This window comes from Thioalkalivibrio sp. ALMg11, assembly GCF_000377905.1.
In the GTDB taxonomy this organism is placed as follows: domain Bacteria; phylum Pseudomonadota; class Gammaproteobacteria; order Ectothiorhodospirales; family Ectothiorhodospiraceae; genus Thioalkalivibrio.
Window position 1 is genome coordinate 232,339 of record NZ_KB898874.1, and the last position, 25,801, is coordinate 258,139.

Annotated in this window: 21 protein-coding genes and 1 other RNA gene; 4 read left to right on the top strand and 18 right to left on the bottom strand. The window is 65.9% G+C overall.

Going from position 1 to position 25,801, the window contains the following annotated elements; genetic code table 11:
• Window positions 1–8: 8 nt before the first annotated feature.
• The 13 genes from fliM to purL form a co-directional block, all read right to left on the bottom strand.
• On the bottom strand, window positions 9–983 hold the full coding sequence (gene fliM, locus D578_RS0108620) for a flagellar motor switch protein FliM (protein ID WP_018949564.1): 975 nt from the start codon (window positions 981–983) through the stop codon (window positions 9–11).
• 10 nt (window positions 984–993) lie between these two features.
• Entirely contained in the window at window positions 994–1,491 is a 498-nt protein-coding gene (gene fliL, locus D578_RS0108625) for a flagellar basal body-associated protein FliL (protein WP_018949565.1), read from the bottom strand.
• A 308-nt stretch (window positions 1,492–1,799) separates the two neighbouring features.
• Entirely contained in the window at window positions 1,800–2,888 is a 1,089-nt protein-coding gene (locus D578_RS0108630) for a flagellar hook-length control protein FliK (RefSeq protein WP_018949566.1), read from the bottom strand.
• A gap of 65 nt (window positions 2,889–2,953) precedes the next feature.
• Window positions 2,954–3,400 (bottom strand): flagellar export protein FliJ, encoded by a 447-nt coding sequence (gene fliJ / locus D578_RS0108635; protein ID WP_018949567.1) that lies wholly within the window; start codon window positions 3,398–3,400, stop codon window positions 2,954–2,956.
• Window positions 3,397–4,776: a FliI/YscN family ATPase gene (locus D578_RS0108640; protein WP_018949568.1), complete on the bottom strand. Its 1,380-nt coding sequence runs from the start codon at window positions 4,774–4,776 to the stop codon at window positions 3,397–3,399. Before D578_RS0108640 ends, fliJ begins: the two co-directional genes overlap by 4 nt.
• A complete protein-coding gene (locus D578_RS0108645; protein WP_018949569.1) occupies window positions 4,773–5,495 on the bottom strand; it encodes a FliH/SctL family protein in 723 nt (240 codons plus the stop codon). Before D578_RS0108645 ends, D578_RS0108640 begins: the two co-directional genes overlap by 4 nt.
• On the bottom strand, window positions 5,492–6,502 hold the full coding sequence (gene fliG / locus D578_RS0108650; protein ID WP_018949570.1) for a flagellar motor switch protein FliG: 1,011 nt from the start codon (window positions 6,500–6,502) through the stop codon (window positions 5,492–5,494). The genes D578_RS0108645 and fliG overlap by 4 nt, the downstream gene beginning before the upstream one ends.
• Window positions 6,492–8,165 carry a flagellar basal-body MS-ring/collar protein FliF gene (fliF, locus tag D578_RS0108655; RefSeq protein WP_018949571.1) on the bottom strand — a complete coding sequence of 558 codons (1,674 nt, stop codon included), beginning with the start codon at window positions 8,163–8,165 and terminating at the stop codon, window positions 6,492–6,494. Before fliF ends, fliG begins: the two co-directional genes overlap by 11 nt.
• 32 nt (window positions 8,166–8,197) lie before the next feature.
• Window positions 8,198–8,536, bottom strand: coding sequence for a flagellar hook-basal body complex protein FliE (gene fliE, locus D578_RS0108660; RefSeq protein WP_018949572.1), 339 nt, complete (start codon window positions 8,534–8,536; stop codon window positions 8,198–8,200).
• A 113-nt stretch (window positions 8,537–8,649) separates the two neighbouring features.
• Entirely contained in the window at window positions 8,650–10,008 is a 1,359-nt protein-coding gene (locus D578_RS0108665; RefSeq protein WP_018949573.1) for a sigma-54-dependent Fis family transcriptional regulator, read from the bottom strand.
• Between the two features lie 211 nt (window positions 10,009–10,219).
• On the bottom strand, window positions 10,220–11,599 hold the full coding sequence (locus D578_RS0108670; RefSeq protein ID WP_018949574.1) for a sigma-54-dependent Fis family transcriptional regulator: 1,380 nt from the start codon (window positions 11,597–11,599) through the stop codon (window positions 10,220–10,222).
• A 93-nt stretch (window positions 11,600–11,692) separates the two neighbouring features.
• Window positions 11,693–12,229 carry a PilZ domain-containing protein gene (locus tag D578_RS0108675; RefSeq protein ID WP_018949575.1) on the bottom strand — a complete coding sequence of 179 codons (537 nt, stop codon included), beginning with the start codon at window positions 12,227–12,229 and terminating at the stop codon, window positions 11,693–11,695.
• 59 nt (window positions 12,230–12,288) lie between these two features.
• Window positions 12,289–16,164 (bottom strand): phosphoribosylformylglycinamidine synthase, encoded by a 3,876-nt coding sequence (purL, locus tag D578_RS0108680; protein ID WP_018949576.1) that lies wholly within the window; start codon window positions 16,162–16,164, stop codon window positions 12,289–12,291.
• Between the two features lie 133 nt (window positions 16,165–16,297).
• Here purL and ssrA point away from each other — a divergent pair.
• The 4 genes from ssrA to D578_RS0108695 all read left to right on the top strand — a co-directional run bounded on the left by ssrA (window position 16,298) and on the right by D578_RS0108695 (window position 19,059).
• Window positions 16,298–16,658: a transfer-messenger RNA gene (gene ssrA, locus D578_RS15435) on the top strand.
• A 59-nt stretch (window positions 16,659–16,717) separates the two neighbouring features.
• Window positions 16,718–17,137, top strand: a complete 420-nt coding sequence (locus D578_RS0108685; protein ID WP_018949577.1) for a secondary thiamine-phosphate synthase enzyme YjbQ — start codon at window positions 16,718–16,720, stop codon at window positions 17,135–17,137.
• A gap of 236 nt (window positions 17,138–17,373) precedes the next feature.
• On the top strand, window positions 17,374–17,592 hold the full coding sequence (locus tag D578_RS0108690; RefSeq protein ID WP_018949578.1) for a hypothetical protein: 219 nt from the start codon (window positions 17,374–17,376) through the stop codon (window positions 17,590–17,592).
• A 501-nt stretch (window positions 17,593–18,093) separates the two neighbouring features.
• Window positions 18,094–19,059 (top strand): YihY/virulence factor BrkB family protein, encoded by a 966-nt coding sequence (locus D578_RS0108695; protein WP_018949579.1) that lies wholly within the window; start codon window positions 18,094–18,096, stop codon window positions 19,057–19,059.
• Between the two features lie 382 nt (window positions 19,060–19,441).
• Here D578_RS0108695 and rlmM read toward each other — a convergent pair whose 3' ends face one another.
• The 5 genes from rlmM to D578_RS0108725 all read right to left on the bottom strand — a co-directional run bounded on the left by rlmM (window position 19,442) and on the right by D578_RS0108725 (window position 25,755).
• Window positions 19,442–20,518, bottom strand: a complete 1,077-nt coding sequence (gene rlmM / locus D578_RS0108705) for a 23S rRNA (cytidine(2498)-2'-O)-methyltransferase RlmM (protein WP_018949581.1) — start codon at window positions 20,516–20,518, stop codon at window positions 19,442–19,444.
• Window positions 20,519–20,619: 101 nt separating this feature from the next.
• Window positions 20,620–22,353 (bottom strand): thiosulfohydrolase SoxB, encoded by a 1,734-nt coding sequence (gene soxB, locus D578_RS0108710; RefSeq protein WP_018949582.1) that lies wholly within the window; start codon window positions 22,351–22,353, stop codon window positions 20,620–20,622.
• 458 nt (window positions 22,354–22,811) lie between these two features.
• Window positions 22,812–23,816: a class I fructose-bisphosphate aldolase gene (locus D578_RS0108715; RefSeq protein ID WP_018949583.1), complete on the bottom strand. Its 1,005-nt coding sequence runs from the start codon at window positions 23,814–23,816 to the stop codon at window positions 22,812–22,814.
• 153 nt (window positions 23,817–23,969) lie between these two features.
• Window positions 23,970–25,157: an NAD(P)/FAD-dependent oxidoreductase gene (locus D578_RS0108720; protein ID WP_018949584.1), complete on the bottom strand. Its 1,188-nt coding sequence runs from the start codon at window positions 25,155–25,157 to the stop codon at window positions 23,970–23,972.
• Window positions 25,158–25,206: 49 nt separating this feature from the next.
• Window positions 25,207–25,755 carry an RDD family protein gene (locus D578_RS0108725; RefSeq protein WP_018949585.1) on the bottom strand — a complete coding sequence of 183 codons (549 nt, stop codon included), beginning with the start codon at window positions 25,753–25,755 and terminating at the stop codon, window positions 25,207–25,209.
• Between the last annotated feature and the right edge of the window lie 46 nt (window positions 25,756–25,801).

The window sequence follows — 25,801 nt, forward strand, 5'->3', positions numbered from 1 at the left end:
TGCGCCCTCTATCGTTTGATGATGCGTTCCGAAACCTGGATCGCATTCATGCCATTGGATACGCCGAACTTCCCGCGGAACATCGGGATGTCTTCGACCTGCAAGGTGATCTTCTCGGGGAGGTCTACCGGGATGATGTCGCCCGGCTGGATATCCAGTAGCTCGCGCACGGTGACCTCGGTCTGCGCCAGCATGGAGCTGATCTCGACCTCGGCGGTCTGGATCTCCTCCTGCAGCGCGTGCATCCAGCGTTGGTCCACATCGGAGCGATCCGACTGGATCCCGGTATCCAGCTGCTCGCGGATCGGCTCGATCATCGAGTACGGCAGGGTCACGTGCAGATTGCCGCCGCCGCCGTCGAGCTCGATGTGGAACTCGCTGATGACCACGATTTCGGTCGGCGAGACGATGTTCGCGAACTGCGGGTTGACCTCGGAGTTCAGGAACTCGAACTTTAATTCCATCACCGGCTGCCAGGCCTTCTGCATGTCCTCGAAGGCGCCTTCAAGCACGCCGTGGACCACCTTCATCTCCATCGGGGTGAAGTCACGCCCCTCGATGCGGGTGTAGTAGCGACCGTCGCCGCCGAAGAAGTTGTCCACCAGGATGAACACCAGCTTGGGGTCGAACACGAACAACCCGGTGCCGTGCAGTGGATGCGCACGCACCAGGTTCAGGCTGGTGGGCACAAACAGCGAGTGCATGTACTCGGAGAACTTGGTGATACGGGTACCGACCACCGAGATCTCGGCCGAGCGGCGCAGCACGTTGAACAGACGGACCCGGAGCTGACGCGCAAAGCGCTCGTTGATCATCTCCAGCGTGGGCATGCGCCCACGGACGATCCGATCCTGCGTGGCAAAGTTGAAGTCCCGCGCCTCACCGTCACTCGGATACGGGTCTTCGGTCTCGACGTCCCCGTCGTCCACACCATGCAGAAGGGCATCGATCTCGTCCTGGCTAAGGATATCCGCCTGCGCCATAACCGGGCTCCTACTGCATCACCAGTTCGTTGAACAACACGGCCTCGACCGCGTCCGGCGCATCCCGCGAGCGCAGAATCCCGCGGATCGCTTCCTTCAGCTCCTCCGCCAGCGCGTCCTTGCCACCACGCGTATTGAGATCCTCGTAACGCTGTTCCGACAGGATGCCCAGGATGTCGTTGCGGATCGCCGGCATATGCCGCTCCAACGCCTCGATCACCGGCGCATCGTGGGTCACCAGACTCACCTCGGCACGCAGATAGCGGATGCGGCCCGGTGCATCAATGTTCGCGGTCATCGGCTCCAGGCTGGTGTAGAAGCGCTCGGGGGGGCCTTCCTCGACCTGTTCGGCGTCATCGTCGCCCGCAACCAGGAAGAACCAGGCCGCAGCGGCACCACCACCCACCAGCAGGATCACGATCAGCAACAGCAGAATCAGCTTGCCCATGCCGCCCTTCTTGGGGGCGCCGCCTTCGTCGTCGTCCAGATTGACTTCTTTATCCGCCATGTCGCACTCGCTGTCCGGTAAACCGAGGATTTGCTCTCGGCAAAGACCTTAGCAAGGCGGATGCCAGCATAGTCTTTCTATCGCATTATCCGATAGTTAGAAGCCAATACTGGAGGGGGCGGAAGGACACTTCGGGGAAAGGCACGGCCGATAACGTCAAGAATCGGCCGCCCGCCGCGCGGGAAAGACGGAATCTTGGCGGCAGTCGCGGGAAAGCGCTACGGCAGCGAACATGTACCGCATGGGGCAAAAACTACACCGTTGGCGGCCAACCCGATATCACGAGACCGGGCGGCGCCCGGCGCGACTCAGGCAAACAGATCCAGGCGCCGATTCAGCATCGAGAGCGTGCTGCCCTCATTCTCGTTGTCTTCCGCCTCGGCCAGCTCCGAAGCGGCCTCGGCGGCTGCCTGGCGTTCATCCTGCTCGGCCTGCTCCTCGGCCGCCTGGTCAGAAACGGTCGCGTCCTCGAGCATCAGCCCGCTTTCGGCCAGGCTGTCGCGCAAGCGCGGCATGGCCGCCTCCAGGACCTCGCGGGTCACCGGATTGGCACTGATGAACTGGATGCTTGTGCGGTCACCCTCGACCAGCACCCGAATATCCAGACTGCCCAGCTGCGGGGGATGCAGCTTGAGCTCGGTTCGCCCACCCTGTGCCTGGGCGAGCATGCGCACCTGGTCGGCCAGCTCGCGGGCCCCATTGGGCTGTTGCAGGAGCCGGGTCAGGTCCAGTCGCGGCAACGCGCGCGCGGCCTCCGCCCCCTCGGCCTGCCCACCGGCGAGGGCCGGCAGGACGCCACCCAGTGGATCCGTACGCCCGCGGCGCGACTCGTCGTCCCCGCCCTGGGTCATCCACTGGGCGAGGACATCGAGCACGTTCTCCCGCGACAACCCGCCCTGGACGCCAAGCAGTTCGGGCTTCAATGCGGCCAGGCCGTCGCGACCGCCCGCCGCCTGGCTGGCCTCGACAAACAGGCGCATGACGGCCGCAGGCAGGGGCTTGACCGGCAACGCCTGGCCCTCGGCGCCACCGCGGCCAGAGGCGCCCGCCTCCCCGCGGGCCGCGTCCACACGCCCCGGTTCCTGCACTGCTGCCATCAGGCTGGCCACCGGCAAGCCCTTGCCACCCGCCTCGTCGCCCGCGGCGAACTCCTGCCCGTCGAGGAGATTCTGCAGTCGCGCCAGCATGGCCTCCAGATCCAGCCCTTCCAGCTCGTCCGCGGGCACGCCCAAGTTCGCCAGCAAGGCCTCCATCTGCGGCTCCAGGACCGCGAGGAACCCCTCCCCGTCCTTGCCCTTCAGCCCCTTCAGTTCGTCCAGGTCCTGCAGTGAGCCCCCACCGCCCAGCAGTTGCAGCAGCGGCAGCATGCCCTGACCGGTGTTCTGTGTCGCGATCATGTCCGGATCCTCGGTATACCGGGGTCATCCCCGGGCCCTTGCCTCAATCGATATTCACGGTCCATTCAAGAACCCTGCCAACGGGCGTCTTCCTCGCGCGCATAGGCCTGGCGGGTCGCCCACATGTCCTGTTCGGTCTGCTGGCGCCGGGCGTCGTGCAGCGCCGTCTCGGCCTTCCGGCGCTGCAGCAGCTTCTCCAGCGACAGGCTGTTGCGGTGACGCTCCAGCCACTCCTGGCGCGCGGTCTCCACCTGCGACTCCGCCGCCTGGATCCGCAGATCCTGCTGCTCCAGCGCCGAGCGCAACTGGTCGCGCATGCCCGCCAGCCACTTGAGGGCGTTGGCGTCATCCGGCAGGGTCGCCTGCAGATACTCGCGCTGATAGGTTTCCAGGCGCTCGCGCTGACCGGCGATGCCATCCAGTTGCTGCAGACGTTCGCCCAGCTGCCGGGTCGCCTCGCTTTCCTCGATCCGGCGCAGGCGCAACAGTCGTTCCAGGCGCTTCGGGTTCATGCCGCCCCGCCGACCAGCGCCAACAGGTCATCCCGCGACCGGTCAAAGCCGATGGCCTCTTCGCGACCCTGCGCCAAATACGCCTCCAGGCGTTCGTGCATCACCACCGCCTCGTCCAGGTGCGGGTCGGCGCCCTTGCGATAGGCCCCCACCGCGATCAGATCGCGGTTGCGCATGTAGGTCGTGGCAAGGTCGCGGAAGCGCCGCGCTGCGCGCTCGTGCTCCGGCGAGATCAGCGAGGACATCACGCGCGAAATCGATGCGCCAACGTCGATCGCCGGGTAACGCCCGGTCTCCGCCACCTCGCGCGAGAGCACTACGTGGCCGTCCAGGATCGCGCGCGCGGCGTCCACAATCGGATCGTTCTGGTCATCGCCCTCGGCCAGCACGGTGTAGAAGGCGGTAATCGAGCCGCCACCTACGTCGCCGTTGCCGGCACGCTCCACCAGTTGCGGCAGGCGCGCGAATACCGATGCCGCATAGCCCTTGGAAGCCGGTGGCTCGCCGATCGCCATCGCGATCTCTCGGGCGCCCTGGGCAAAGCGGGTCAGGGAATCCATCAGCAACAGCACGTGCAGGCCCTGATCGCGGAAATGCTCCGCAACCGCAGTGGCCACCCAGGCCCCGTGCTGGCGCAACAGCGGCGACTGGTCGGCCGGCACCGCGACCACCACCGTGCGCGTGCGCGATTCCTCGTCGAGGATCTCGTGGATGAACTCGTTCACCTCCCGCCCGCGCTCGCCGATCAGGCCCACCACGATCACGTCCGCCGTCGTGTTGCGGGTCATCATCCCCAGCAGCACACTCTTGCCGACCCCGGATCCGGCGAACAGACCTAGGCGCTGACCACGACCGACCGACAGCAGGCCATTGATTGCACGGATCCCGACATCCAGCGGCTCCCGCACCGGTGCGCGTTGCAGCGGGTTGATCGGCCGGCCGGCCAGCAGGCCAAAATCATGGGTACGGATCGGGCCCTTCCCGTCCAGCGGCTGCCCGTTGGCATCGATCACCCGGCCCAGCAGCCCCTCCCCGACCGGAATCTGACGCTGGTTGTCCAGCGGCTCGATGCGCGCGCCGGGCGTCAGGCCCGCCGCGAGTTCCTCGGGCATCAGGAAGGTACGCTCATTCTGGAAGCCGACGACCTCGGCCGGCACCGTGTCTCCGTTCTCGCCGTGGATCAGCGCGCGCCCCCCAATGGGCAAGCGCAGGCCTTCCGCTTCCAGCGTCAGGCCGGTCAGGCGCGACAGGTGGCCCTCCGACTGCGGCGGATTGACCCGCTCGACCCGCCCGCGCGACTGCTGCAGACGGTCCAGCAGGCCGCTACTCAGCCGTTCGCGGCCCTTGCGGCGCACCTCGTCGATCGGGGTACTCATGAATCCTCCGGGGCCGCGCTGTCCACGGAATCGGCGGGCTGATTATCTTCCTCATCCGGCGCGCCATCCGTCTCCGGATACTCGCCATCCCAAAGGGCTTCCACCGCGTGCTGCAGCCGCCGCTCGAGGCTTGCGTCGACACTCGCCGCGCCCGACTCGAGGCGACAACCACCGCGCGCAAGGCCCGGGTCCGGGACCCAGGTGATCCGCGCATCCGCCCGCTCGCCGTAGGCCTCGACCAGCGCCTGGTCCTCCGGGTTCAAGTGCACCCGCACCTCCTGGTTGCGCCCCGGAAGCTGGGCCAATGCCCCCTCCAGGACCGTCCGGATCTGCTCCGGTCGCGTCTCCAGCTCGCTCTGGACCACCTTGCGCGCCAGCGCCGTCACCAGCGCCAGCAACTCCGGCTCCAGGGCATCGGCGGCATCCGCCAGGGGGTCGGCAAGCCCCCCGGCCACGGATTCAAGCTGGGCCACCGTCTCCCGCAGTTTCTTGTCCTCGCGCGCCCGGGTGGCCTTCTCGGCTTCTTGCTTGCCAAGTTCATGCCCCTCGGCATAGCCACCCTCGAACCCGTTCTTGCGTGCTTCGTCCTCGATCGCCTCGATCTCGGCGGCCGTGGGCAGGCGACGCGGGGGATGGATCCCATTGTCGCCAATCTCCGGCGGCTCCCACCGCGATGCCGCCGCGTCGGTGTAAAGCCTGGCCGCCGGGGCGTCGGTCACAACATCGCCTCGCTACCACCGCCACCCAGCACGATATCGCCGTTCTCCGCGAGCCGGCGGGCTACGGACAGGATCTCCTTCTGTGCGGCCTCGACCTCGCTGACCCGGACCGGGCCCTTGGCCTCGAGGTCCTCGCGCAGCATCTCGGCGGCGCGCTTGGACATGTTGCGGAAGATCTTGTCCTTCATGTCGTCGTCGGCACCCTTCATGGCGAGCACCAGCGATTCCGTCTGGATCTCGCGCATCAGCGTCTGGATACCGCGGTCCTCGATCTCCACCAGGTTCTCGAACACGAACATCTCTTCCTCGATGCGCGAACCCAGATCGGAATCGGACTCCTTGATCGTGTCCATGATCTCCGCCTCCCGCGAGCCCTCCATCAGGTTCATGATGTTGGCCGCCGAACGCACGCCGCCCAGCATCGACGTCTTGCTCGCGGCATTGCCGGAAAGCTGACGGTCGAGGATCTCGTCCAGCTCCTGCAGGGCCTGAGGCTGCACGCCGTCCATGGTCGCAATCCGCATCACGATGTCCGACTGCACGCGGCCCGGCAGGTACTGCAGGGTGTCCGATGCCTGGTCGGAGTCGAGATGCGACAACACGATGGCAACGATCTGCGGGTGTTCATTGCGCAGCATGTCGGCGATCGCACGCGGGTCCAGCCACTTGAGTGCCTCGATCCCCTTGGAGTTGCGCCCCAGCAGGATGCGGTCGATCAGGCCCGAGGCCTTGTCACCCAGCGCGCTCTCCATGACGCTGCGTACATATTCGTCCGCTCCCACACCGAGGGCGGTCTGCTCCTGCACGTGGGTCGAGAACTCGTGCAGCGCGGCGTTGACGTCGCTACGGGAGATCCGGTCCATCGCGGCCATGGCGGTGCCGATCTTCTGCACCTCTTTGGGCCCCATATGGCGCATGACCTCGGCCGCGGCCTCCTCGCCGAGGCTCATCATGAACACGGCGGCGCGCTCGGCACCTTCCTGTTTGGCGTTCTTGTCAGCGGCCATCGTCACCCAACCACGTCTTCATCACCTGTGCCACGCGCTTGGGGTCCTCGCGGACCATCTCGCGCACGGCATCCAGATCCATCTCCTGCTGATCCGGACCCTTGGGACCCGTCAGCGCGGCCACGGCCGAACCCTCGCCCTGGCCCATCCCCATGCCCATCGCGCCGCCCCCGGATTCGTCGGTCAGCGCTTCGCGTTCTTCCTCGCGCCGCGGCGGCGGGGCCGGCCGCTTCATCAAATGTTTCATCGCCGGACGCACCACCGTCAACAGGATGATCAGAGCCAGCAGCAATGCCGCCACGATCTTGACCACCTCGAGGAACCAGGATTGTTCCCAGAAGGCGATTTCGTCCGCCGGCAGCGCCTCGATGGGCGCCTCGAACGGGGCCGTCACCACATTGATCGTATCCCCGCGTTCGGCATTGAATCCAACCGCCTCGCGCACCAGCGCCTCGATCCGTTGCAGTTCCTCCGCATCCCTCGCCACCTGCACGGTCTCGCCGTCCTCGTTGACGTCCTGACGGAAGTCCACCACCACGGCCGTGGACACGCGCTGCACGCCACCCGGCATCTCGCGGATATGGTTAATGCGGCGATCCACCTCGTAGTTGCGGGTGATATTGGTGCTGCGGCTGCCCGGGAGCGCCGCGGGCGGGCCATCACCCTCCTCGCCCTCCTCGCCAACAACCCCGCCAGCGGGCGGCTGGTTGGTCAGCGCCCCGGGGACACCGCCGATCCCGCCCTCGGGCCCCGTGCGCTCGTCCTCGCGGGTCTGCTCGGACCGCAGGGCAATCGTCTCGGGGTCATACAGTTCCTCGGTGCGCTCGACACTCGAGAAGTCGATGTCCGCATTTACCTGCACCCGTACCTTGTCGCGCCCGACAATCGGAATCAGCAGGTCACGGATACGGTCGGTATAGCGGGTCTCCACGTCGCGGGTGAAACTCAGACGGTCGCCGCTACCACCCATCCCCGCCTCGCCGCCATCCTGGGTCAGGAGCCTTCCGCTTTGGTCCACCACGGTGACCCGATCGGGATCCAGATCAGAGGTGCTGGACGCGACCAGATGCACGATCGCGCCGACCTGCGAGTCGCTCAGGGACCGCCCGCCGCGCAGATGCACGACCACCGACGCGCTGGCCGGGCGCCGATCACGCACGAACACCGACTGCTCACCCTCGGCAATGTGCACACGCGCCCGGTCCACTGCGTCCAGCGATGCCACGGTACGCGCCAGCTCGCCCTCCATCGCCCGGTGGTGGCGCGCCCCCTCGATCATCCGGCTGGTACCCAGGCCGGTATCCTCCTGCAGCAGCTCGAAGCCCATGTCGCCGGAACGCGGCAACCCTTCGCCGGCCAACTGCAGCCGCGCGCCAGCCACCTCGCCCTGGGGCACCTTCACCTGCCCCGTCATGGAATCGACCTGATACTGGATACCGGCCTGCGAAAGGACTTGCACGACCTCCGCCGCATCCTCCGCATCCATGCGCGGGAACAGCGGTACGTAGGTCGGGCGGAGCGCCCAGTACAGCAGCGCCACGATCACCACAATGGCACCCGCCAGCATGCCGATCAGGGCCAGCTGGCGGCCCGCAGACATCCCGTTAAACTCCTTGATCCCGCCGGTCACCACCGCGGGCAGGGATTGTGCATTGTCGGCCATCGTCCGTTCTCTCCCTCAGCCCGATCGGCCGATCAGACCTGCATCCGCATGATTTCCTGATACGCCGTCAGCAGACGGTTGCGCACCTGGTTGGTCGCCTCGAAGGCGATACCGGACTTGCTCATCGCGGTCATCACCTGCGGCAGGCTCACATTCTCGTCGCCCAGCTCGAAGCGCGTCTGCAGATCGGTCGCCTGCTGCTGCACCTGATTGACACCCCGCAGCGACTCCGTCAGGACATTCTGGAAGTCCGCGCCGCCGGCGCGCTGGGGTTCGCGCGTCTGCTGGGCCGCATTCGCGTTGTCCACGCCGTTGGCCTGCGTCAGCTGACGCATCTGCTGCAGGACGTTCTGGATCTGCATCTCGCTCATGATCACTACCCCCGGGGCGTCTCGTTACGCCGGTCGACCGACCAGGACGGGCCCGTCGTATTCTCGTATTCGATGGAAACTCTCAAGCAATCCATATGCCAGACGGCCAAACATTAGCCCGACGCGGGCACCGCGAAGCCGTGCTCGCGCAGACGCGCAATCTTGTAACGCAATGTTCTGGGGCTGATTCCCAGCCGGTCGGCGGCCTCCTTGCGGCGCCCACCGGATTCGCGCAGGACGTTCATAATCACCCGGCTCTCCTGCGTCTGCAGGGTCTGCTCCAGCATCGGTGTCGGGTTCTCGTCATCCGGCATCGAATGCGCCCCGGTGGTCACCTCGCCCGCCCCGGTACTCCAGGGGTTCACCATGTCCGCATCAAGCCAAACCGACTCCGCACTCACCCGCGGATCCGCGCTGTCATGCAGCGTGACCGCGCGTTCCATCACGTTCGCCAGTTCACGCACGTTGCCCGGCCAGTCGTGTTCGCGCAGCCGTCGCTGTGCGCCGTCGTCCAGGGCCTGGAGCCGACCGCCACTCAGACGTCGGAGCAAGGCCTCGGCCAAGGGCACGATATCCTCCGCACGCTCGCGCAGTGGCGGGATGCAAAGGGGAAACACGTTCAGGCGGTAGTACAGGTCTTCGCGCAGATGCCCTTCGGCCACGGCCTCGCGCAAATCCCGATTGGAGGTGGCGATCACGCGCACGTCCACGCGTTGTGGGCGCCGCCCACCCAGCGGCTCGACCTCGCGCTCCTGCAGCGCACGCAGCAGCTTCGCCTGCAAATGCACCGGGATCTCCGTCACTTCGTCCAGCAGCAGCGTGCCGCCGTCGGCGCGCACAAACTTGCCTGGTCGCGCCTCGACCGCGCCGGTAAAGGCCCCCTTGGCATGCCCGAACAGCATGGCCTCGAGCATCGCCTCGGGGAGTGCGGCACAGTTGATCGCTTCGAATGGTCCGCGCCGCCGCGGCGAGCGCGCGTGCAGCTGACGCGCCAGGACTTCCTTGCCCACCCCCGACTCACCGGTAACAAAGACCGTCGCCGTGCTGCCGGCAATTCGCGTAACGAAGCGATCGATCCCGCGCATCACGGCACTGCGTGTCACCAATGCAGGGACCTCGAGCGACGGCTCCGGCCGCACCCGCGGTCGCAGCCACCCGGCCAGCTCCTCCGCCATAAGCGGCAGCGCGAAGTGGGCCTCCAGCCCGTGTCGCATTGCGGCCAGTTCCTGATCCTGGCTCGCCTCGCGGCTGACTGCCGCCAGAGTTGCCGTGGCATGCGGCAGGGCATCCAGGGACAGCTCCGCAGGGTGCGCCAGCAGGATGACCGCCGGGGCGGACACCTCCACAGATTGCACCAGCTCATCGGCAGTACACGTTTGCAGACGCACCCGCGGGATCGTGGCCAGCACCTGGACCACGGCCTCTCGCAGCACGGGTTCGGCATCCACCAGCAGGATCGTGGCTCGCGACATGAAGGTCTTCCCGTATCGATTCGGGAGAGATCCAGCAAAAATCGAGCCATTCAAACAGGCTATTGAGTTATATAGGTTTTTTCTGGCTCGACGCGGGATCCGTCAAGCCTATGACGCGAGGGTTGCCGGTTTCGGCTCCATCAGGTGACGGGATTCCGTCCCATTGAAAACACCGATTTCCGGGTGCGTTCACGCCCGCATCCGCGCCTTCTCAGGCCTTGCCCAGCCCGAACTTGCGCATGCGCTCAACCAGGGTGGTCCGACGCATGCCCAGACGGCGTGCGGCGCGCGCCACCACGTGCCCGGTCTCGTCCAGGGCGCGGGTGATCATGTCGCGTTCGAGGTCGTTGAGGAAACTGCGCAGATCGACGCCCTCCGGTGGCAGACCACCGGCCAGCAGGTTCGCGCCCGCAGCGGAGCCACCTTCGAGACCCTTCGGCGTGGTCGGCGGCAGGGTCAGATCCTCGATCCCGTCCGGACGAACCCGCCGTGGCAGCTGCGCCAGGTCCACCGGTAAATCCGGATAGATGATGGCCATCTGCTCCAGCAGATTCGCCAGCTCGCGGATATTGCCCGGCCACTCGAGTTGCCCCAGGTGGGCAACCACCGCCGGCGTCAGATGGGCGGGGGCCATGCCCTGTTCGCGCAGCCGGTCTTCCAGAGCGGCGATTAACAGCGGCATGTCGCTGGTGCGTTCGCGCAGCGGCGGCAGCTCGATCGGAAATACACTCAAGCGGAAAAAAAGATCCTGCCGGAAGCTGCCATCCGCCACCGCGTCATCCAGATTCCGGTGGGTGGCCGCGATGATTCGCGCGCGGGCCGGGATCGACTTGTTGGAGCCGACCCGTTCGAACACCCGCTCCTGCAATACGCGCAGCAGTTTCACCTGCATCGGCAACGGCATGTCGCCGATCTCGTCCAGGAACAGCGTGCCATCCTCGGCCAGTTCAAAACGGCCGGCGCGCGCGGTGAAGGCGCCCGTAAATGCCCCCTTCTCGTGGCCGAACAGCTCGCTCTCCAGCAGTTCCGCCGGGATGGCGCCGCAGTTGACTGCCACAAACGGCTTGTCCGCGCGCTCGGAGGCATTGTGGATCGCGCGGGCCACGACCTCCTTGCCGGATCCGGTCTCGCCCAGGATCAGCGCGGTGGCATCGGTCCGCGCCACTTGCCCGACCAGGCGCTTGACCGCCTGCATGGTCGGATGCGACCCAACCAGCCCGGGGATATCGTCGTACCCCGGCTCGCGACCGAAGCGCAGCCACTGGAGGACCTGAGAAACCCGGCCAATCGAGAGCGGATGCTCGACGATGCAGTCCACTCCGTCGGCCTGCACCTGGCCACCATCAGTCGGCTGCACGACAATCAGCGCCGAATCGCCGCGCGGTCCCTGCAGCCGCGCGGAGAGGTCGGCGGCGGGCCCGCAAAGCCACACGGCTGCGGCGGACGTGCCGTCCATCAGGTCAGTGGGGTTGCTGTGGGTCTCGGCCACGCAACCGAGGCAGTTCAGGATCGCCCGTGTTGCGTCCGCGGCTCCCGCATCGCCGCTGAGTGCAATGCGCATCGCCTGCTGTTGTTCCCCCGCATCCCGCATACCGCTGTGCCCCGATTGCCGCGAACGGATGCCCCCACCCGAGAAAAGTCCCGGCCGGCATCCAATGGTGTGATCGAGTTCACAGTATCCAGCCTATTTGCGATTGCCGTCAACTTTCTGGCGTTTCTCGGCGACTTCGCGGCGATGCAACCGGAAGATCCAGCGACCAATCGCCTCTTCCAGGGGACCTTCAACCCCTGTCCAGCGAGTCATCTGCAGGCCTCCGCGTGTCGTCGGACTTTCGACGCCCAGGACGCAGGGCTGGGGCAACAGGCGGCTGAGATAGACCTCCACGCGGTCACAATCTTCCGGCAACGTGCCCGCTGGCAGCGCAATCCCGTGACCACTGAGCGTCACCTCTACCGGATCGGGGCGATCGGGGTGGAGTGACTCCGCGACCAGATGCAACAACAGATCCAGCTTGTGTTCCAGGCGCTGCACCTCGGGCGAGGACTCGTCCTCATGCGGCATCGCCCCGCGCGGGTGCGCGTCGTCGAACAGGTCCAGGCTCTCGATCAGGCGCTGCGCCAGCACCGGATCGGTAGCGGGCCGGGCCGACGGACCGATCATCAGCGCGGTCGTCACACGCAGGTCATCTCCGAGGAACTCGTCCTGACTGGCGTCATCCATGTGCGCTCCCGCCTCCCTCGTCGCCGGAACAAATGTTTCCGTTATAGACCATCGAGGCCTTAGCCAACGAACACCCGGGCATTACGGAACAGCCGCAACCACGGGCCATCCTCGCCCCAGTCCGCCGGGTGCCAGCTGTGCTGCACGCCGCGGAACACCCGTTCCGGGTGCGGCATCATGATCAGCGCGCGCCCATCCTCACTGGCGAACCCCGTGGCCCCGCCGGCGGAGCCATTCGGGTTGGCCGGATAAACCGTTGCCGGGGTGTCATCGGCCTCTACGTAGCGCAACGCGGCCTGATCGTGAACCGGGACCCCATCGGCATACCGGGTCTGCCCCTCCCCGTGCGAGACCACGACCGGCAGCACCGAGCCGGCCATTCCATCGAGCAGCACCGCCGGGCCTGGTTCGATGCGCACCTGCGACAGGCGCGCCTCGAACTGCTCGGAACGGTTGCGCACGAAGCGCGGCCAGTGATCGGCCCCCGGGACCAGCGGTGCGAGATGCGAAAGCATCTGACAGCCGTTGCAGACCCCCAGCGTGAAGGTCTCGGGGCGCTCGAAGAAGCCCTGGAACGCATCCCGCAGGGCCGGATGATTCAGGATGGTCTGCGCCCAGCCACCACCGGCACCCAGCACGTCGCCGTAAGAGAACCCGCCGCAGACCGCCATCCCCTGCATCGAACCCAGGTCCTGGCGCCCGTCCAGCAGGTCGGTCATGTGCACGTCCACCGGGGCAAACCCGGCGCGTTCGAACGCCGCCGCCATCTCCAGCTGCCCGTTGACCCCCTGCTCGCGCAGGATCGCAATGCGCGGACGTTCGCCGCGCGCGATCATCGGCGCGGCGACATCCTCGGCCGGATCGAAATTCACCCGCGGTTGCAGACCACCATCGGCCTCCACCCGTGCGAGCTCCTCGTCGGCACACTCCGGATCGTCACGCAGCCGCTGCATCCGCGCCGAGGTCGCCTGCCACTGACGCTGCAGACCGGCACGGTCACCGGCGAACAGATCCCGCCCGTCCTGGCGGATGACGATCTGCTCATCCTCGCGCAGGCGCGCCACCGGGTGCAGGTGCGCCTCCAGCCCGGCCTCCGCCAGGGCGTCGCGCAGCGCCGACTCGGCGCCTGCGGCCATCTGGACCACCGCACCCAGTTCCTCGTTAAACAGCCAGGCCGCTACCGGCTGGCCACCGGGGATCTCCACATCAAGCCCACAACGCCCGGCAAAGGCCATCTCCAGCAACGTGGTGACCAGTCCGCCGTCGGAGCGGTCATGGTAGGCGCGCAACAGGCCATTGCGGCGCAGGGTGCCGATGGCGTCGAAGAAGGCGCGCAGACGACCGGCGTCCACCACGTCCGGAGCGGTCTCGCCGACATGCCCGTAACCCTGGGCCAGCGCCGAGCCGCCCATGCGCGCGTGACCCTCGCCCAGATCGATCAGCCACAGCCGGTCATCCGCCGCCGGGTCAGGCTGCGGCGTCAGGGTCCGGCGTGCATCCGCGACCCGGGCAAAGCCCGACACGATCAGCGATACCGGCGCGTGCATGTGCCGCGCCTGCCCGTCCTCGGTCTCCCATACCGTGCGCATGGACAGCGAGTCCTTGCCTACCGGGATCGAGATCCCCAGTGCCGGGCACAGGTCCTCGGCAATGGCGCGCACGGTGTCGAACAGGTTGGCGTCCTCGCCCGGCACCCCGGCGGCCGCCATCCAGTTGGCCGAGAGGCGAATCGCCTGCGTGCCGTCGATATCGGCCCCGGCCAGGTTGGTCACCACCTCGCCGATCGCCATGCGCCCGGAGGCCGGCGCCGACAGGATCGCGAGCGGCGTGCGCTCGCCCATGGCCATCGCCTCGCCGGTATACCCATCGAAATCCGTCAGCGTGACGGCGCAGTCCGCCACCGGCACCTGCCAGGGACCGACCATCTGATCGCGCGCGACCAGACCACCCACGCTGCGATCCCCGATCGTGATCAGGAAGTGCTTGGCCGCGACAGAAGGCATGTGCAGCACGCGCTCCAGGGCCTCCGCCAACGGACAGGCCTCCGGCTCGAAGTCCGTCACCGGCGGCGCCCGGCGTTGGTCCTCGCGGGTCATTAACGGCATCTTGCCCAGCAACATGCCCATGGGCATGTCCACCGGCGGTTCGTGGAACAGGTCGTCCTCGACCTTCAGGTGCCCCTCGTCCGTGGCCTCGCCCACCACCGCGAACGGGGCGCGCTCGCGCGCCGCCAGGGTACGGAAGGTCTCCAGATGCTCGCTGGCAATCGCCAGCACGTAGCGTTCCTGCGCCTCGTTGCACCACAGCTCCATCGGCGACAGCCCCGGCTCGGCCGTCGGCAGGTCGCGCAACTGGATCACCCCGCCGCGCCCGGCGTCATCCAGGATCTCCGGAATGGCGTTGGACAAGCCGCCCGCACCCACATCGTGGATCGACAGGATGGGGTTGCCGGCACCCAGGGCGGTGCAACGGTCGATCACTTCCTGACAGCGCCGCTCCATCTCCGGGTTGCCGCGCTGCACCGAGGCGAAGTCCAGCTGCTCCGAACTCGCACCGCTCGCCATGGACGAGGCCGCCCCGCCGCCCAGGCCGATCAGCATCGCCGGACCGCCCAGGACCACGATCGGGGTACCGGCCGGCACATCCTGCTTGTGCACATGCTCGCCCCGGATCGAGCCGACCCCGCCGGCCAGCATGATCGGCTTGTGGTAGCCGTACAGGGTCTCGCCACCCGCGGCATCCGGCAGCGCCATCTCCAGGGTGCGGAAGTAGCCAGCCAGCGCCGGCCGCCCGAACTCATTATTAAACGCAGCCGCGCCGATCGGGCCGTCCAGCATGATCTGGCGCGCGCTCTCGATCCGGCCAGGACGGCCAAAATCCCGCTCCCAGGGCTGTTCGAAGCCCGGGATCCGCAGGTTGGACACGGAGAACCCGGTCAGCCCCGCCTTGGGCTTGGACCCCTGCCCCGTGGCGCCCTCGTCGCGAATCTCGCCACCGGAGCCGGTCGCAGCCCCGGGAAACGGCGAGATCGCAGTCGGATGGTTGTGGGTCTCGACCTTCATCAGGATCGCCAGATCCAGCGACTCGCGACGATACTCGCCGGTAATCGCATCCGGCGTCAGGCGCGCCCCCTCATGCCCGGCGATCACCGATGCATTGTCGCTGTAGGCGGACAACACGCCCTCGGGATGGCGTGCATGGGTCTGGCGAATCATGCCGAACAGCGTGCGCTCATCCGCCTCACCGTCCAGCACCCAGGCTGCATTGAAGATCTTGTGGCGGCAGTGTTCCGAGTTGGCCTGCGCGAACATCATCAGTTCGGCATCGGTCGGCGCGCGCCCCAGCGCGGAGAACCCATCGGCCAGGTAATCGATCTCGTCAGGGGACAGTGCCAGGCCCAGCTCGCCATTGGCGCGCTCCAGCGCCGCGCGGGCATCCTCGCCCAGCTCCACACGCCCCAACGACCGTGGCGTCTCGTTGTGAAAGAGTTGGGCGGCGGCCGCCGGGTCCTCGATCACCGCGTCGGTCATGCGATCGTGGAGCAGGTCGGCCAGCGCCTCCAGATCTGCGCTCGCCGCCGCTTCGCCCCCGATCTGCCAGTGGATGCCGCGCTCGATCCGCTCGACCGCGTCCTCCAGCCCGGCATGGTGGGCGATCTCGGTGGCCTTGGACGACCACGGGCTGATCGTGCCAAAGCGCGGGATCACCACCAGTTCGCGTTCCACCGCAAACTCGGGGGCCTCCCAGGCGTCGCCCTCGCGCAGCAGGCGCGCCAGCACCGCCTCCTCGTCCGGCCCCAGCCGGCGGCGCGTCTCCACGAAATAGATAAACCGTGCCGCCAGCGGGCCGGCGCCCGGTACGCTTGCCCGCAGCCCTGCCTCCAGAGCCCGCAGCCGAAACGGCGAGACCGCCGCGCCCCCTTCCACAACCCGCATTGCGCTTCCTCGAAACCGGACGTACCGAAAGCCGCGCATTGTACCGGAGGCGCCTGCCGCGCGGGACCGGTACGTGACCGCAATTGCGCTGGTTGAGGAACTCCCGATGCGTTACCCTGTCCATGTAGTACTTGGGGGCGACATGGCTTCGACGCGGGTCGCGAAACCTGAGGTGCATGCCGAGGCTGTAGTGGACCTCGTAAAAACCACTGCAAAAAAATAGTTGCCAACGACGACAACTACGCACTCGCCGCTTAAAAACCGGTAGATGCCGTCCGACTGGAGCCGTGCTTATGCGTCCAGTATCGGGCGTCGACTCTCATAAGCTCGTGGTGAAGCGCGCCCGGCGTGGATCCATTAAAACTAAACCGGGATCGCCAGCTACATTCCCTGCCTGTCGGGTAGTCGCTGGTTAAATTAAAAGACAGAATAAGCATGTAGAGCCGAAGGCGGAGGTCTTGCGGACGCGGGTTCGATTCCCGCCGCCTCCACCAATTTAGAACGACCAATCAAGCGCCTACGGGCGCTTTTTTGTTTGCATTCGAGGAAGCGCATGGCCGTCTACCAGGACACCCTGACCCAGCAGACCCGAGGCCGCGGCACCCACGACATCACCACCGCCGTGGAGCACATCGTGCGCGCCTCCGGCATCACCACCGGCACCTGCCACGTCTTCCAGCATCACACCAGCGCCTCCCTGCTCGTCACCGAGAACGCCGATCCCGACGTCCGCCATGACCTGGAGACCCTGATCGAACGCATGGCGCCGGACGGCGACCCCGCCTACCGCCACGACATGGAAGGCGACGACGACATGGCCGCCCACGCCCGCGCCATGCTCACGCACAACGACCTGACCGTGCCGGTCGGCCAGGGCCGATTGATCCTCGGCCAGTGGCAGGGCCTCTTCCTCTGGGAACACCGCTACGCCGCCCACACGCGCAAGCTTACGATCACGGTGCAAGGCGAGTAGAACCCGACTCAGCCCCGCTCCACATGCACCGTGAGCTCCTCCAAAACGCTCGATCCGCCCTTGCCGCCCACCCCGCCGGAACCAGACCCGAGCCGAACCGCCCCTGGCGGCGGCCCGCGGAGTCACGGCGGGCATGTCCCGGAAAGGCACATCGCTACTTGGTGGTTACACGTCCCTTTTCAGGTTCCGGGGATCGGTCTAACCTGTTGCCCATATCCATGCCGAAAGGCTTCCCAATGCCAAAGCACCATTTCACGCGCGCGCTCATCATCCTCGCCGTGACCCTGCCGATGGCCAGTGGCTGCACGGCAGTCAAGGTCGCCAGCACGGCCGGCAGCGCCGCCGTCAGTGTCACTACCGGGACCGTCAAGGCAACCGGCAAGACCGCAGCCGCTGTCGGACGGACCATCACCCCGAGCGGCAAGAAAGACAAGGATGACAACGCCGACGACTAATCCGCCCGGATCTGACTCCCACGCCGGTTATCGTTTGATGCACGCCCCGAGAAAGCGAACCAGCGTACCCGGGGGCAACCCCCACCTTATGCCATTGCCTTCTGCCCGTATGCCGGCCTGACAAATCCGAGCCTAGACCCCCTTGCGCGCTCGCAGGTCCGCCGCCCGTCCCTGGATCCGATCCGACTCCAATGCACCGCGAGCCAACTCCGACTCCATTCCCTGGTACACCCAGGGCACGGAGAACAGGTACCGCCACGGAGTCTGGATCGCACCCGATCCTGAGAGGAAACAATCACCGGCTCGGCGTACATCCGCTTCAGAAAGGGCAAACGCCAAGGTTGCGGCCCGGAGACCTTTGTGGCCTCCCTCCCTGGAATGGCCATTTGAAGACAGAAATTGCAGTTTTAAGCCAAAACTCGGGCCCCAATTCGGCGTCTTCCTTCGCCGTTTCCATCAGTTAACATGGTCCGACCCCGTTATCTACGAGATGCTTGGGTCATGAAAGAGCGTATCAGGCTCATCAAAGAGCGCATCGTGCAAAAGATTCCCTCGCCGCTGCGATACTGGGGGGCAATCCTTGCTGCGGCGGCAGGACACTGGCTGCAAAGCCAGGCCTTCATTTATGCCGCTGCTCTGGCATTTTTTACCGTCTTCTCGATCGCCCCGGTCATCATCGTTGTGGTGGCCATCGTCGGGCTGGTGCTGGGCGAGCAGGCTGCCAGGGGCGAACTAATGGCCCAGCTCGAGGAAGTGCTGGGGCCGCAGGCTGCCGAGGTGGTGCAGACTGCAGTCGTCAACTCCCAGATCGAGCAGAGCGGCATCTGGCCGACGCTGCTGGGCATTGTGGCGATCGTCGTCGGTGCGACCACTGTCTTTGCCCAGATGCAGCAATCGCTCAACCAGATATGGGACGTGGCACCGCGCCCGTCGAAAAACAGCCTGTGGATCTTTTTCAAGGCACGCGTACTGTCGCTAACCATCGTGCTGGCTATCGGTTTCGTGCTGATGGTGTCGCTGCTGCTCAGCGTGGCGATGCATGTCGTGATGAACTTTGCCGACCAGTGGCTGCCGGTGCCGATTTGGGCCATGGAAGGCATGGAAATCTTCGTTTCCCTCATCATCGTCACGCTGCTGTTCGCCGCGATTTTCAAGGTCCTTCCCGATGTTGTACTGCGTTGGCGCGATGTGCTGGCCGGCGCCTTTATTACCGCGATCCTGTTCACCGTGGGCCGTTCGCTGATCGCGATGTACATCGCCAATACCGCGACTGCCTCCACTTATGGAGCGGCCGGCTCGCTGGCATTACTGCTCATTTGGGTCAACTATTCCTCGTTGATCCTGCTCTACGGGGCAGCGGTCACTCGTGCGCATTTCGAGGCGCGTGGCGAACACATCCGGCCGGGCGCGAACGCCGTGATCGTTCATCGCGAGCTGGTCGAGGAGCCACCGCCCGGCGGCTCCTGACCTCATGCCCGCGCACTACTGCCGAATAACGTCGGTTTCATCGGCACCAGCAGGGCCAGGACCTGGTTTTCCAGTCCGTAGGAAATATCGTTTCAGCGCATGTCCCGCTGAAAATCCTCGACCAGAGCATTGAACTCGGCTGCGGTGATGTCGAGCGCAAAATGCGCGCTTTCCATGTCCATGCCCTCGTATGTACAGGGCCCGCCGGCGAGCTGAAGTCTAGGAAGTATACCCTCCCCCTTTCCACTGAAAAGCCACCCTGCCCCCCCCAAAGCAACTTCATGCCTCCGGGGTCTACCTTCGGAGTTAGCAGGCCGGCCAAAAGGGAAGGTCTGAACCTGGGGACTCCACGGATTACGGTTCCGGGCGAGTAAAAGCCCGCTCAGCTTCGCTCCACATGCACCGTGATCTCCTCGCGGTCGTGATAGAGCTGTCGCGCCCGCATGCGGTGGGCGATTCGGGCATCCAGCAGGCGTTCCTCGATGTGGTCGAGGCAGTCGTACACGGTCTGCCAGCGCTGTTTCATCGGTAGCTTCAGATTGAAGATGGCCTCGCGGCACCAGCCGGCCTCCAGCCAGTCCGCCATGCGTGCGGCCACCCGTGAGGGCTTGTCCACGATGTCGCAGACCAGCCAGGTGACCGATTTCGGCGGCACCCAGGAGAAGGCGTCCTCGCGGTGGTGTTCCACCTGGGTGGTTGCCATCAACGGGGCGTCCATCGGCCCGTTGTCCACTGCATGCACGTACATGCCGCGTCGCACCAGCTGCCAGGTCCAGCCGCCCGGGGCCGCCCCCAGGTCCGCGGCCTGCATCCCCTGCGCCAGGCGCCTGTCCCAGGCGTCCCGCGGGATGAAGGTGTGCCAGGCCTCCTCCAGTTTCAGGGTCGACCGGCTGGGTGCCTCGCGCGGCGAGCGCAGGTGCAGGATGCCGCCCGGCCATTCGCTGCGCTCGCCGGGCCGGCTGAGGCCCAGTTGCACGCAGTCGCCGGAGTGCCAGAAGACATGCAGGCGCACCCCGCCTGCCTGCGAACGCAGCACCCCGCGCTTGCGCAGGACGGAGGCCAGCGGCCGTTCCACGGCCTTGATCAACCGGCGCAGACCCTTGCCCTCGTTGGTATCCGGCATCTCGTGCCAGATGGAATCCACCGGGCAACCGGCTGCAAACGCCTGCTCGATGATCGGCGTCAGTCGATCCGCCCGATCCAGCCCCTCGAGCGCGGGCAACGCCGGGAACACCTGCCGCGCAAAGATCAATTCCTCGAAGGGCAATGCCCGCGCCAGCGCCTCCACCGTGCAGCCGGCCGGCTCGAAATGGACGTACCCGCTGCCTGGTTGCACCCGCGCAAACCCGCCCAGGCCTGCCCGGGCCGCGCGATCGGTCAGCTCCGCAGTGAGGTCCGCCTCGAAGCCCGCGCGGCAATACAGCAGCAGGCCGGAAAAGCCTGATCCGGTCGTTCCCATTCCAGAACCCCTCTCCCATACAAAAGCCGCCGCACACCGGAATGGTGCACAGCGGCTGCGAGACTACCCGGCCCGCTCGCGCGGGCCAAGCCAAACGCCAATCAGCGATCCAGGCCGGGATCACCTGCGACGTTCTTCAGCTTCGGCAGGTAGGGCTTGCCGGGGCTGATGGTGTCGCGATCGCGCAGATAGCTGGCGACGACATCCCACACCGGATCGGTGTCCAGCGGTTCGTGCACATTGGCCCAGCCGGCCACCACGTATTTCTTGTCCGGGTCCAGCGCCTTGCCGTTGATGTGCATGTCGCTGATACGACTGCCCATCGATTCGTGCGGGTCGATGCTGTACTCGATGCCGGAGGTCCGCACCATGTCCCCGCCGCGGTGATGGTAGGGGTTGGCGTTGAAGATCGAGTTGGCCACGTCTTCCAGGGCGTTCTTCAGCTGCGAACCTGTCATTTCATTGCGCTGCGTCTCCGAGTAGGTGGTCGCGGTCTGCGTCATCAACTCCTCGAAGGTGATGGGCGAACCCGGCAGCACGCTCACGCCCCAGCGGAAGCCAGGCGACAGGGCCACCTCGGCATCCATCTCCTTGATCATCGCGTCCATGATGACCTCGTCGAAGGTGCCGTTGAAGTTGCCGCGGCGGTAGAGAACACCGTCGGTTACGGCCAGTTCTTCGTTCAGCTTGTCCTCATAGGGCTCGCGCACCGTGCGGATGTGCTCCTCCATCTCGGCATCCGCCTCGAGCAGGTTGGAGAACACCGGCAGCAGGGTGAACTTGTAGTCGCGGATACCGTTGTCGGTCACGTCCAGGTCCATCACGCCAACGAACTTGCCATTGGAACCGGCATTGGTGACCAGCGTGGTCTCGCCGCCGGCATTCTCGATCTCCATCGCGCCCGGTACCGCGTCATGCGTATGACCGCCCATGATGATGTCCACGTCGCGCAGACGGCGGGCCATCTCCATGTCGGTGACCATGCCGTTGTGCGACAGGATCGCTACGACCTTGGCGCCCTTCCCGCGGCACTCGTCGATCATGCGCTGCATGTGCTCGTCGCGGATGCCGAAGCTCCAATCCGGGATCTTGTAGTCCGGGTTCGCAACCGTGGTGTAGGGGAAGGCCTGCCCGATGACGGCGACCGCCACACCGTTCATCTCGCGAATGGTATAGGGGTCGAACACCGGGTCGCCCCAGTCGCGATCCTCGACGTTCTGCGCGAGGAAATCGATGTTGTTGGGCTTGAAGTCGTTTTCGATGATCTCCATCACCCGGTCGTCGCCGAAGGTGAACTCCCAGTGGCCGGTCATGATGTCCACGCCCAGCAGCTTCTGCGCATCGACCATGTCCTGCCCGTTCGTCCACAGCGACGTGGCGGAGCCCTGCCAGGTATCACCACCATCCAGCAGCAGCGAATTCGGGCGCTCGGCGCGCAACTTCTGGATCAACGTGGACAGATGGGAGAAGCCACCCAGGCGCCCGTATTTCTCGGCCGCGTACTTGAAGTCCATATGGGTAACCGCGTGCGCCAGCGGCGTGCCCGGTTTGAGGTCGAAATATTCGAGCATGTCTTTCCCGGCGAGCACCGGCGGCTTGCCCTGCATGTCGCCCACGCCGATGTTCACGTCCGGCTCGCGGAAATACACCGGCTTCAGCTGCGCGTGGCAGTCGGTGTAGTGCAGCAGCGACACGTTGCCGAACTTCGGCAGGTCGTACATGTTCCCGTCGGCCGGCTTCCAGGATCCCTTCTCGCCTGCCCAGGCATTCATCGAGAACCCGGCGGCACTGGCCGCGACCATGGCTTCGAGAAACTCTCTCCGCGTAAGACTCATGTGCATCTCCTTCGTGGCTTTATCGTGTTTTCAGGGCGCCCGGAGGCTTACCTCACCTAGCTCACGACGCACCACGGCGTGAAATGTTCCGCACAGGACCCGGCATCAAGACGCCCTACAACGGTATGTTCGGAAGCATTCAAAGGAGATCAAGAATGAATGGGGGCAGTTCCTGAGCGTTGGCGAATTTCTCCCCCGTTGAGGAAAAGATCACATTTCGCCCGAAAAAGACACAAAAAAGCCTGCTATCCGGAGATAGCAGGCCAAGACGCGACATACACCGTCGGAAGCAACCGGCCCGCACCGCACGCTGGGGGGTCGTGCATCCCTTGCTGGGCCGAGGATCGAATCCGACGATCTCAGGCTAGTCAGCCTTCCGGCGGTCTTTCTTGATCCAGATCAATAGATACGGCAATCCGTTTGCCGCGATTGCACACCGCGGCTGGTAGGCGGCGAACTCAGGCCCCGTACTTCCCCTGGGCCGCCAGCCCGTTGTCGCGCGCGCGTTCGAAGACGGTCTGCTGGGCCTTTTCGAAATTGGCGGCCGGATCCTTGCCCCAAAGCTCCATCGCCGCCTGCTGCATGCCGCGGCCATAGGAGAACGAGAGCGGCCACGGGGTCCCGCCGATCTGGTTCATGGCGTCCAGGTGGTTGGTGGCATCGGCGTCGCTCTGCCCGCCCGAGAGGAACACCACCCCCGGCAGGATCGCCGGCACGGCGGATTCCAGGCAGCGCAGCGTCGCATGGGCGACGTCGTCCACAGTCGCTTGTTCCGGGCAGTCCTTGCCCGGGAGCACCATGCTGGCCTTGAGGATCGTGCCCTCGAGCAGCACGTGATGCTCGTACAGCGCCCGAAACACGGCCCTCTGAGTCGCCTCGGTCACGCCGTAGCAGGTCTCGATGTCGTGGTCGCCGTCGATCAGGATCTCTGGCTCTACGATCGGCACGATCCCGTGCTCCTGGCACAGCGCGGCATACCGCGCCAGGGCGTGCGCATTCGACTCGATGCAGGTATCGGTGGGCATGGTCTCGCCAATGGTGATCACCGCGCGCCACTTGGCGAAGCGGGCCCCCATGCTGGCGTACTCCTCGAGCCGCTCGCGCAGCCCGTCCAGGCCCTCGGTCACCTTCTCGCCGGGGAAGCCGGCCAGATCCTTCGCGCCCGTATCGACCTTGATACCGGGCAGGATGCCGGCCTCGTTCATCACATCCACAAAGGGCTTGCCGTCGCGGGTCGACTGGCGAAGCGTCTCGTCGTACAGGATCGCGCCCGAGATGTATTCCTTCAGCTTCGGCGTGGTCAGCAACAACTCGCGGTACGTGCGGCGGTTCTCCTCGGTGTTCTCGACACCGACCGCGCCCAGGCGCTTGCCGATCGTCCCGGTGGATTCATCAATGGCGATGATGCCCTTGCCGGGCTCCACCATCGCTTCGGCCGTCTCTACCAACTGATCGATCTTCATGCCTGCTCCTTGGATTTCTGCGCATTTCTGCTGTGCGTGGGCTGTCTTCGGAGAGTAGTCACCCTCCGCAGGTTCTTCCAACCCGACAGGAAAGACCCCACCACAGTTTCGGGCAAAGCACGAAAGGCCGTGTCCACGGCGCTTGTAAACCGCTCAGGCGTATTCGCCCGCCGCGTGCCCGGAGGCCCAGGCCCACTGGAAGTTGTGCCCGCCCAGATGCCCGGTCACGTCCACCACCTCGCCAATGAAATAGAGCCCCGGCACCGTTCGGCACTCCATCGTCTTGGATGACAGCGCAGCGGTATCCACCCCGCCCAGGGTGACTTCCGCGGTGCGATAGCCCTCGGTCCCCGCGGGCCACACCGTCCATGGCTGACAGACGGTTACCACCTGTTCGATATCCGCGTTACTCAAGTGCTCCAGTGCCCGGTTCTCCACCCACAGCTCGCACCAGCGCTGCGCAACCCGGCGCGTCAGCTGCTCGCCCAGCACACTCTTGAGTTCCAGCTTCGGACGCTGCTCGCGCAGTTCGCGCAGGTGCGCCGCCAGATCCATGCCCGGGAACAGGTCGATCGCCACCGGCTGCCCCTCTTCCCAGTAGGAGGACGCCTGCAACACCGCGGGACCGCTCAGCCCCCGATGCGTGAACAGAAGATTCTCGCGAAACCCCACGCCCCCGGCCGTCGTCACCGTATCCAGCGCCACACCCGACAGCCCCTCCAGCTCCTCCAGGGGCCGCCCGCTCAAGGTGAACGGGACCAGCGCCGGCCGCGTCGGCTGTACCGGAAGCTCCAGTGAGCGGGCCAGATCCAGGCCAAAGCCCGTGGCCCCCATGCGCGGAATGGAGTAACCCCCCGTGGCAATCACCAGCGACTCGCAGGCGATCGCTTCCTGGCCGGCCATCAGCCGGTGCGGCGCACCTGGCTCCACGTCCGCCACCGGCGTATCCGTGCGTACCGTGACCCCGGCCGCGGCGCACTCGTCCAGCAGCATCTGCACGATGTCCTTCGAGGAGCGATCGCAGAACAGCTGCCCCAGCTTCTTTTCGTGGTAGGGAATGCCGTGCTTTTCCACCAGGGCGATGAAGTCCCACTGGCTGTAGCGGCTGAGCGCGGACTTCACGAAATGCGGGTTCGCGGAGATGAAATTCTCCGGCTCGCAGTACATGTTGGTGAAGTTGCAGCGGCCGCCGCCCGACATCAGGATCTTCTTCCCGACCCGGTTGGCATGGTCCAGTACCAGCACCCGGCGCCCACGCCCGCCCGCGGTCAGGGCGCACATCAGCCCGGCCGCCCCGCCACCGATCACGACCACATCGATATGCTTCGCCGCGTCACTCATGGCGCGCGCTGCGGCTCGAATCGGGAGTTGTGCGTAGCCCCTGGCACACTCAGCGCACCCACTCCTTGCGCACCACCAGGGTCTGCGCGATCAGGTCGTGCAAGGCCTGACGACGCTTGGTAAAGGCCACCATGATGTAGCCGATCATCAGGATCAGCCCGGACAGGATGGTCGCGAAATGCCGCCCGGTCGCGCGCAGGAACGAGATCCGCTCGCCCTGGAAGTCCACCACCCGCAGGCCAAACACCATCTTGCCCAGCGTCGCCTGGTACTGGGAGCTGTGCATGCCGGCCCAGTACAGCCAGGCCACCACGACATTCACCAGAAACCAGGCCGCCTCCCCAGGCGGCACGGGGTCATCCGGCCCGCGCGCGGCCAGTGTCTCCGGGCTGATCAGCGCCTGCGCCACGATCTGTGGCACACCGATAATCACCGCATCCAGCAGATAGGCCCCCACGCGTACCCAGAAGCCACCGTAGGCCGAACGCGCCTCGGGCGGGCCATCGTGAGCACCGGCTCCGGCCTCCAGCGGTGCACCACACTGAATACAAAACCGCGCCTCTGGCGGGTTCTGCTTGCCACACTGTCCACAATCCATGATGTCTCGCTATCCCTTTATGTTGTGCGCTCTCGCCAGGATCGAC

Excerpts from the sequence above, each read along its gene's own strand:
- fliM (WP_018949564.1), bottom strand. The coding sequence starts at position 983 with ATGGCGCAGGCGGATATCCTTAGCCAGGACGAGATCGATGCCCTTCTG.
- fliL (WP_018949565.1), bottom strand. The coding sequence starts at position 1,491 with ATGGCGGATAAAGAAGTCAATCTGGACGACGACGAAGGCGGCGCCCCC.
- D578_RS0108630 (WP_018949566.1), bottom strand. The coding sequence starts at position 2,888 with ATGATCGCGACACAGAACACCGGTCAGGGCATGCTGCCGCTGCTGCAA.
- fliJ (WP_018949567.1), bottom strand. The coding sequence starts at position 3,400 with ATGAACCCGAAGCGCCTGGAACGACTGTTGCGCCTGCGCCGGATCGAG.
- D578_RS0108640 (WP_018949568.1), bottom strand. The coding sequence starts at position 4,776 with ATGAGTACCCCGATCGACGAGGTGCGCCGCAAGGGCCGCGAACGGCTG.
- fliG (WP_018949570.1), bottom strand. The coding sequence starts at position 6,502 with ATGGCCGCTGACAAGAACGCCAAACAGGAAGGTGCCGAGCGCGCCGCC.
- fliF (WP_018949571.1), bottom strand. The coding sequence starts at position 8,165 with ATGGCCGACAATGCACAATCCCTGCCCGCGGTGGTGACCGGCGGGATC.
- fliE (WP_018949572.1), bottom strand. The coding sequence starts at position 8,536 with ATGAGCGAGATGCAGATCCAGAACGTCCTGCAGCAGATGCGTCAGCTG.
- D578_RS0108665 (WP_018949573.1), bottom strand. The coding sequence starts at position 10,008 with ATGTCGCGAGCCACGATCCTGCTGGTGGATGCCGAACCCGTGCTGCGA.
- D578_RS0108670 (WP_018949574.1), bottom strand. The coding sequence starts at position 11,599 with ATGCGGGATGCGGGGGAACAACAGCAGGCGATGCGCATTGCACTCAGC.
- D578_RS0108675 (WP_018949575.1), bottom strand. The coding sequence starts at position 12,229 with ATGGATGACGCCAGTCAGGACGAGTTCCTCGGAGATGACCTGCGTGTG.
- purL (WP_018949576.1), bottom strand. The coding sequence starts at position 16,164 with ATGCGGGTTGTGGAAGGGGGCGCGGCGGTCTCGCCGTTTCGGCTGCGG.
- D578_RS0108685 (WP_018949577.1), top strand. The coding sequence starts at position 16,718 with ATGGCCGTCTACCAGGACACCCTGACCCAGCAGACCCGAGGCCGCGGC.
- D578_RS0108690 (WP_018949578.1), top strand. The coding sequence starts at position 17,374 with ATGCCAAAGCACCATTTCACGCGCGCGCTCATCATCCTCGCCGTGACC.
- D578_RS0108695 (WP_018949579.1), top strand. The coding sequence starts at position 18,094 with ATGAAAGAGCGTATCAGGCTCATCAAAGAGCGCATCGTGCAAAAGATT.
- rlmM (WP_018949581.1), bottom strand. The coding sequence starts at position 20,518 with ATGGGAACGACCGGATCAGGCTTTTCCGGCCTGCTGCTGTATTGCCGC.
- soxB (WP_018949582.1), bottom strand. The coding sequence starts at position 22,353 with ATGAGTCTTACGCGGAGAGAGTTTCTCGAAGCCATGGTCGCGGCCAGT.
- D578_RS0108715 (WP_018949583.1), bottom strand. The coding sequence starts at position 23,816 with ATGAAGATCGATCAGTTGGTAGAGACGGCCGAAGCGATGGTGGAGCCC.
- D578_RS0108720 (WP_018949584.1), bottom strand. The coding sequence starts at position 25,157 with ATGAGTGACGCGGCGAAGCATATCGATGTGGTCGTGATCGGTGGCGGG.
- D578_RS0108725 (WP_018949585.1), bottom strand. The coding sequence starts at position 25,755 with ATGGATTGTGGACAGTGTGGCAAGCAGAACCCGCCAGAGGCGCGGTTT.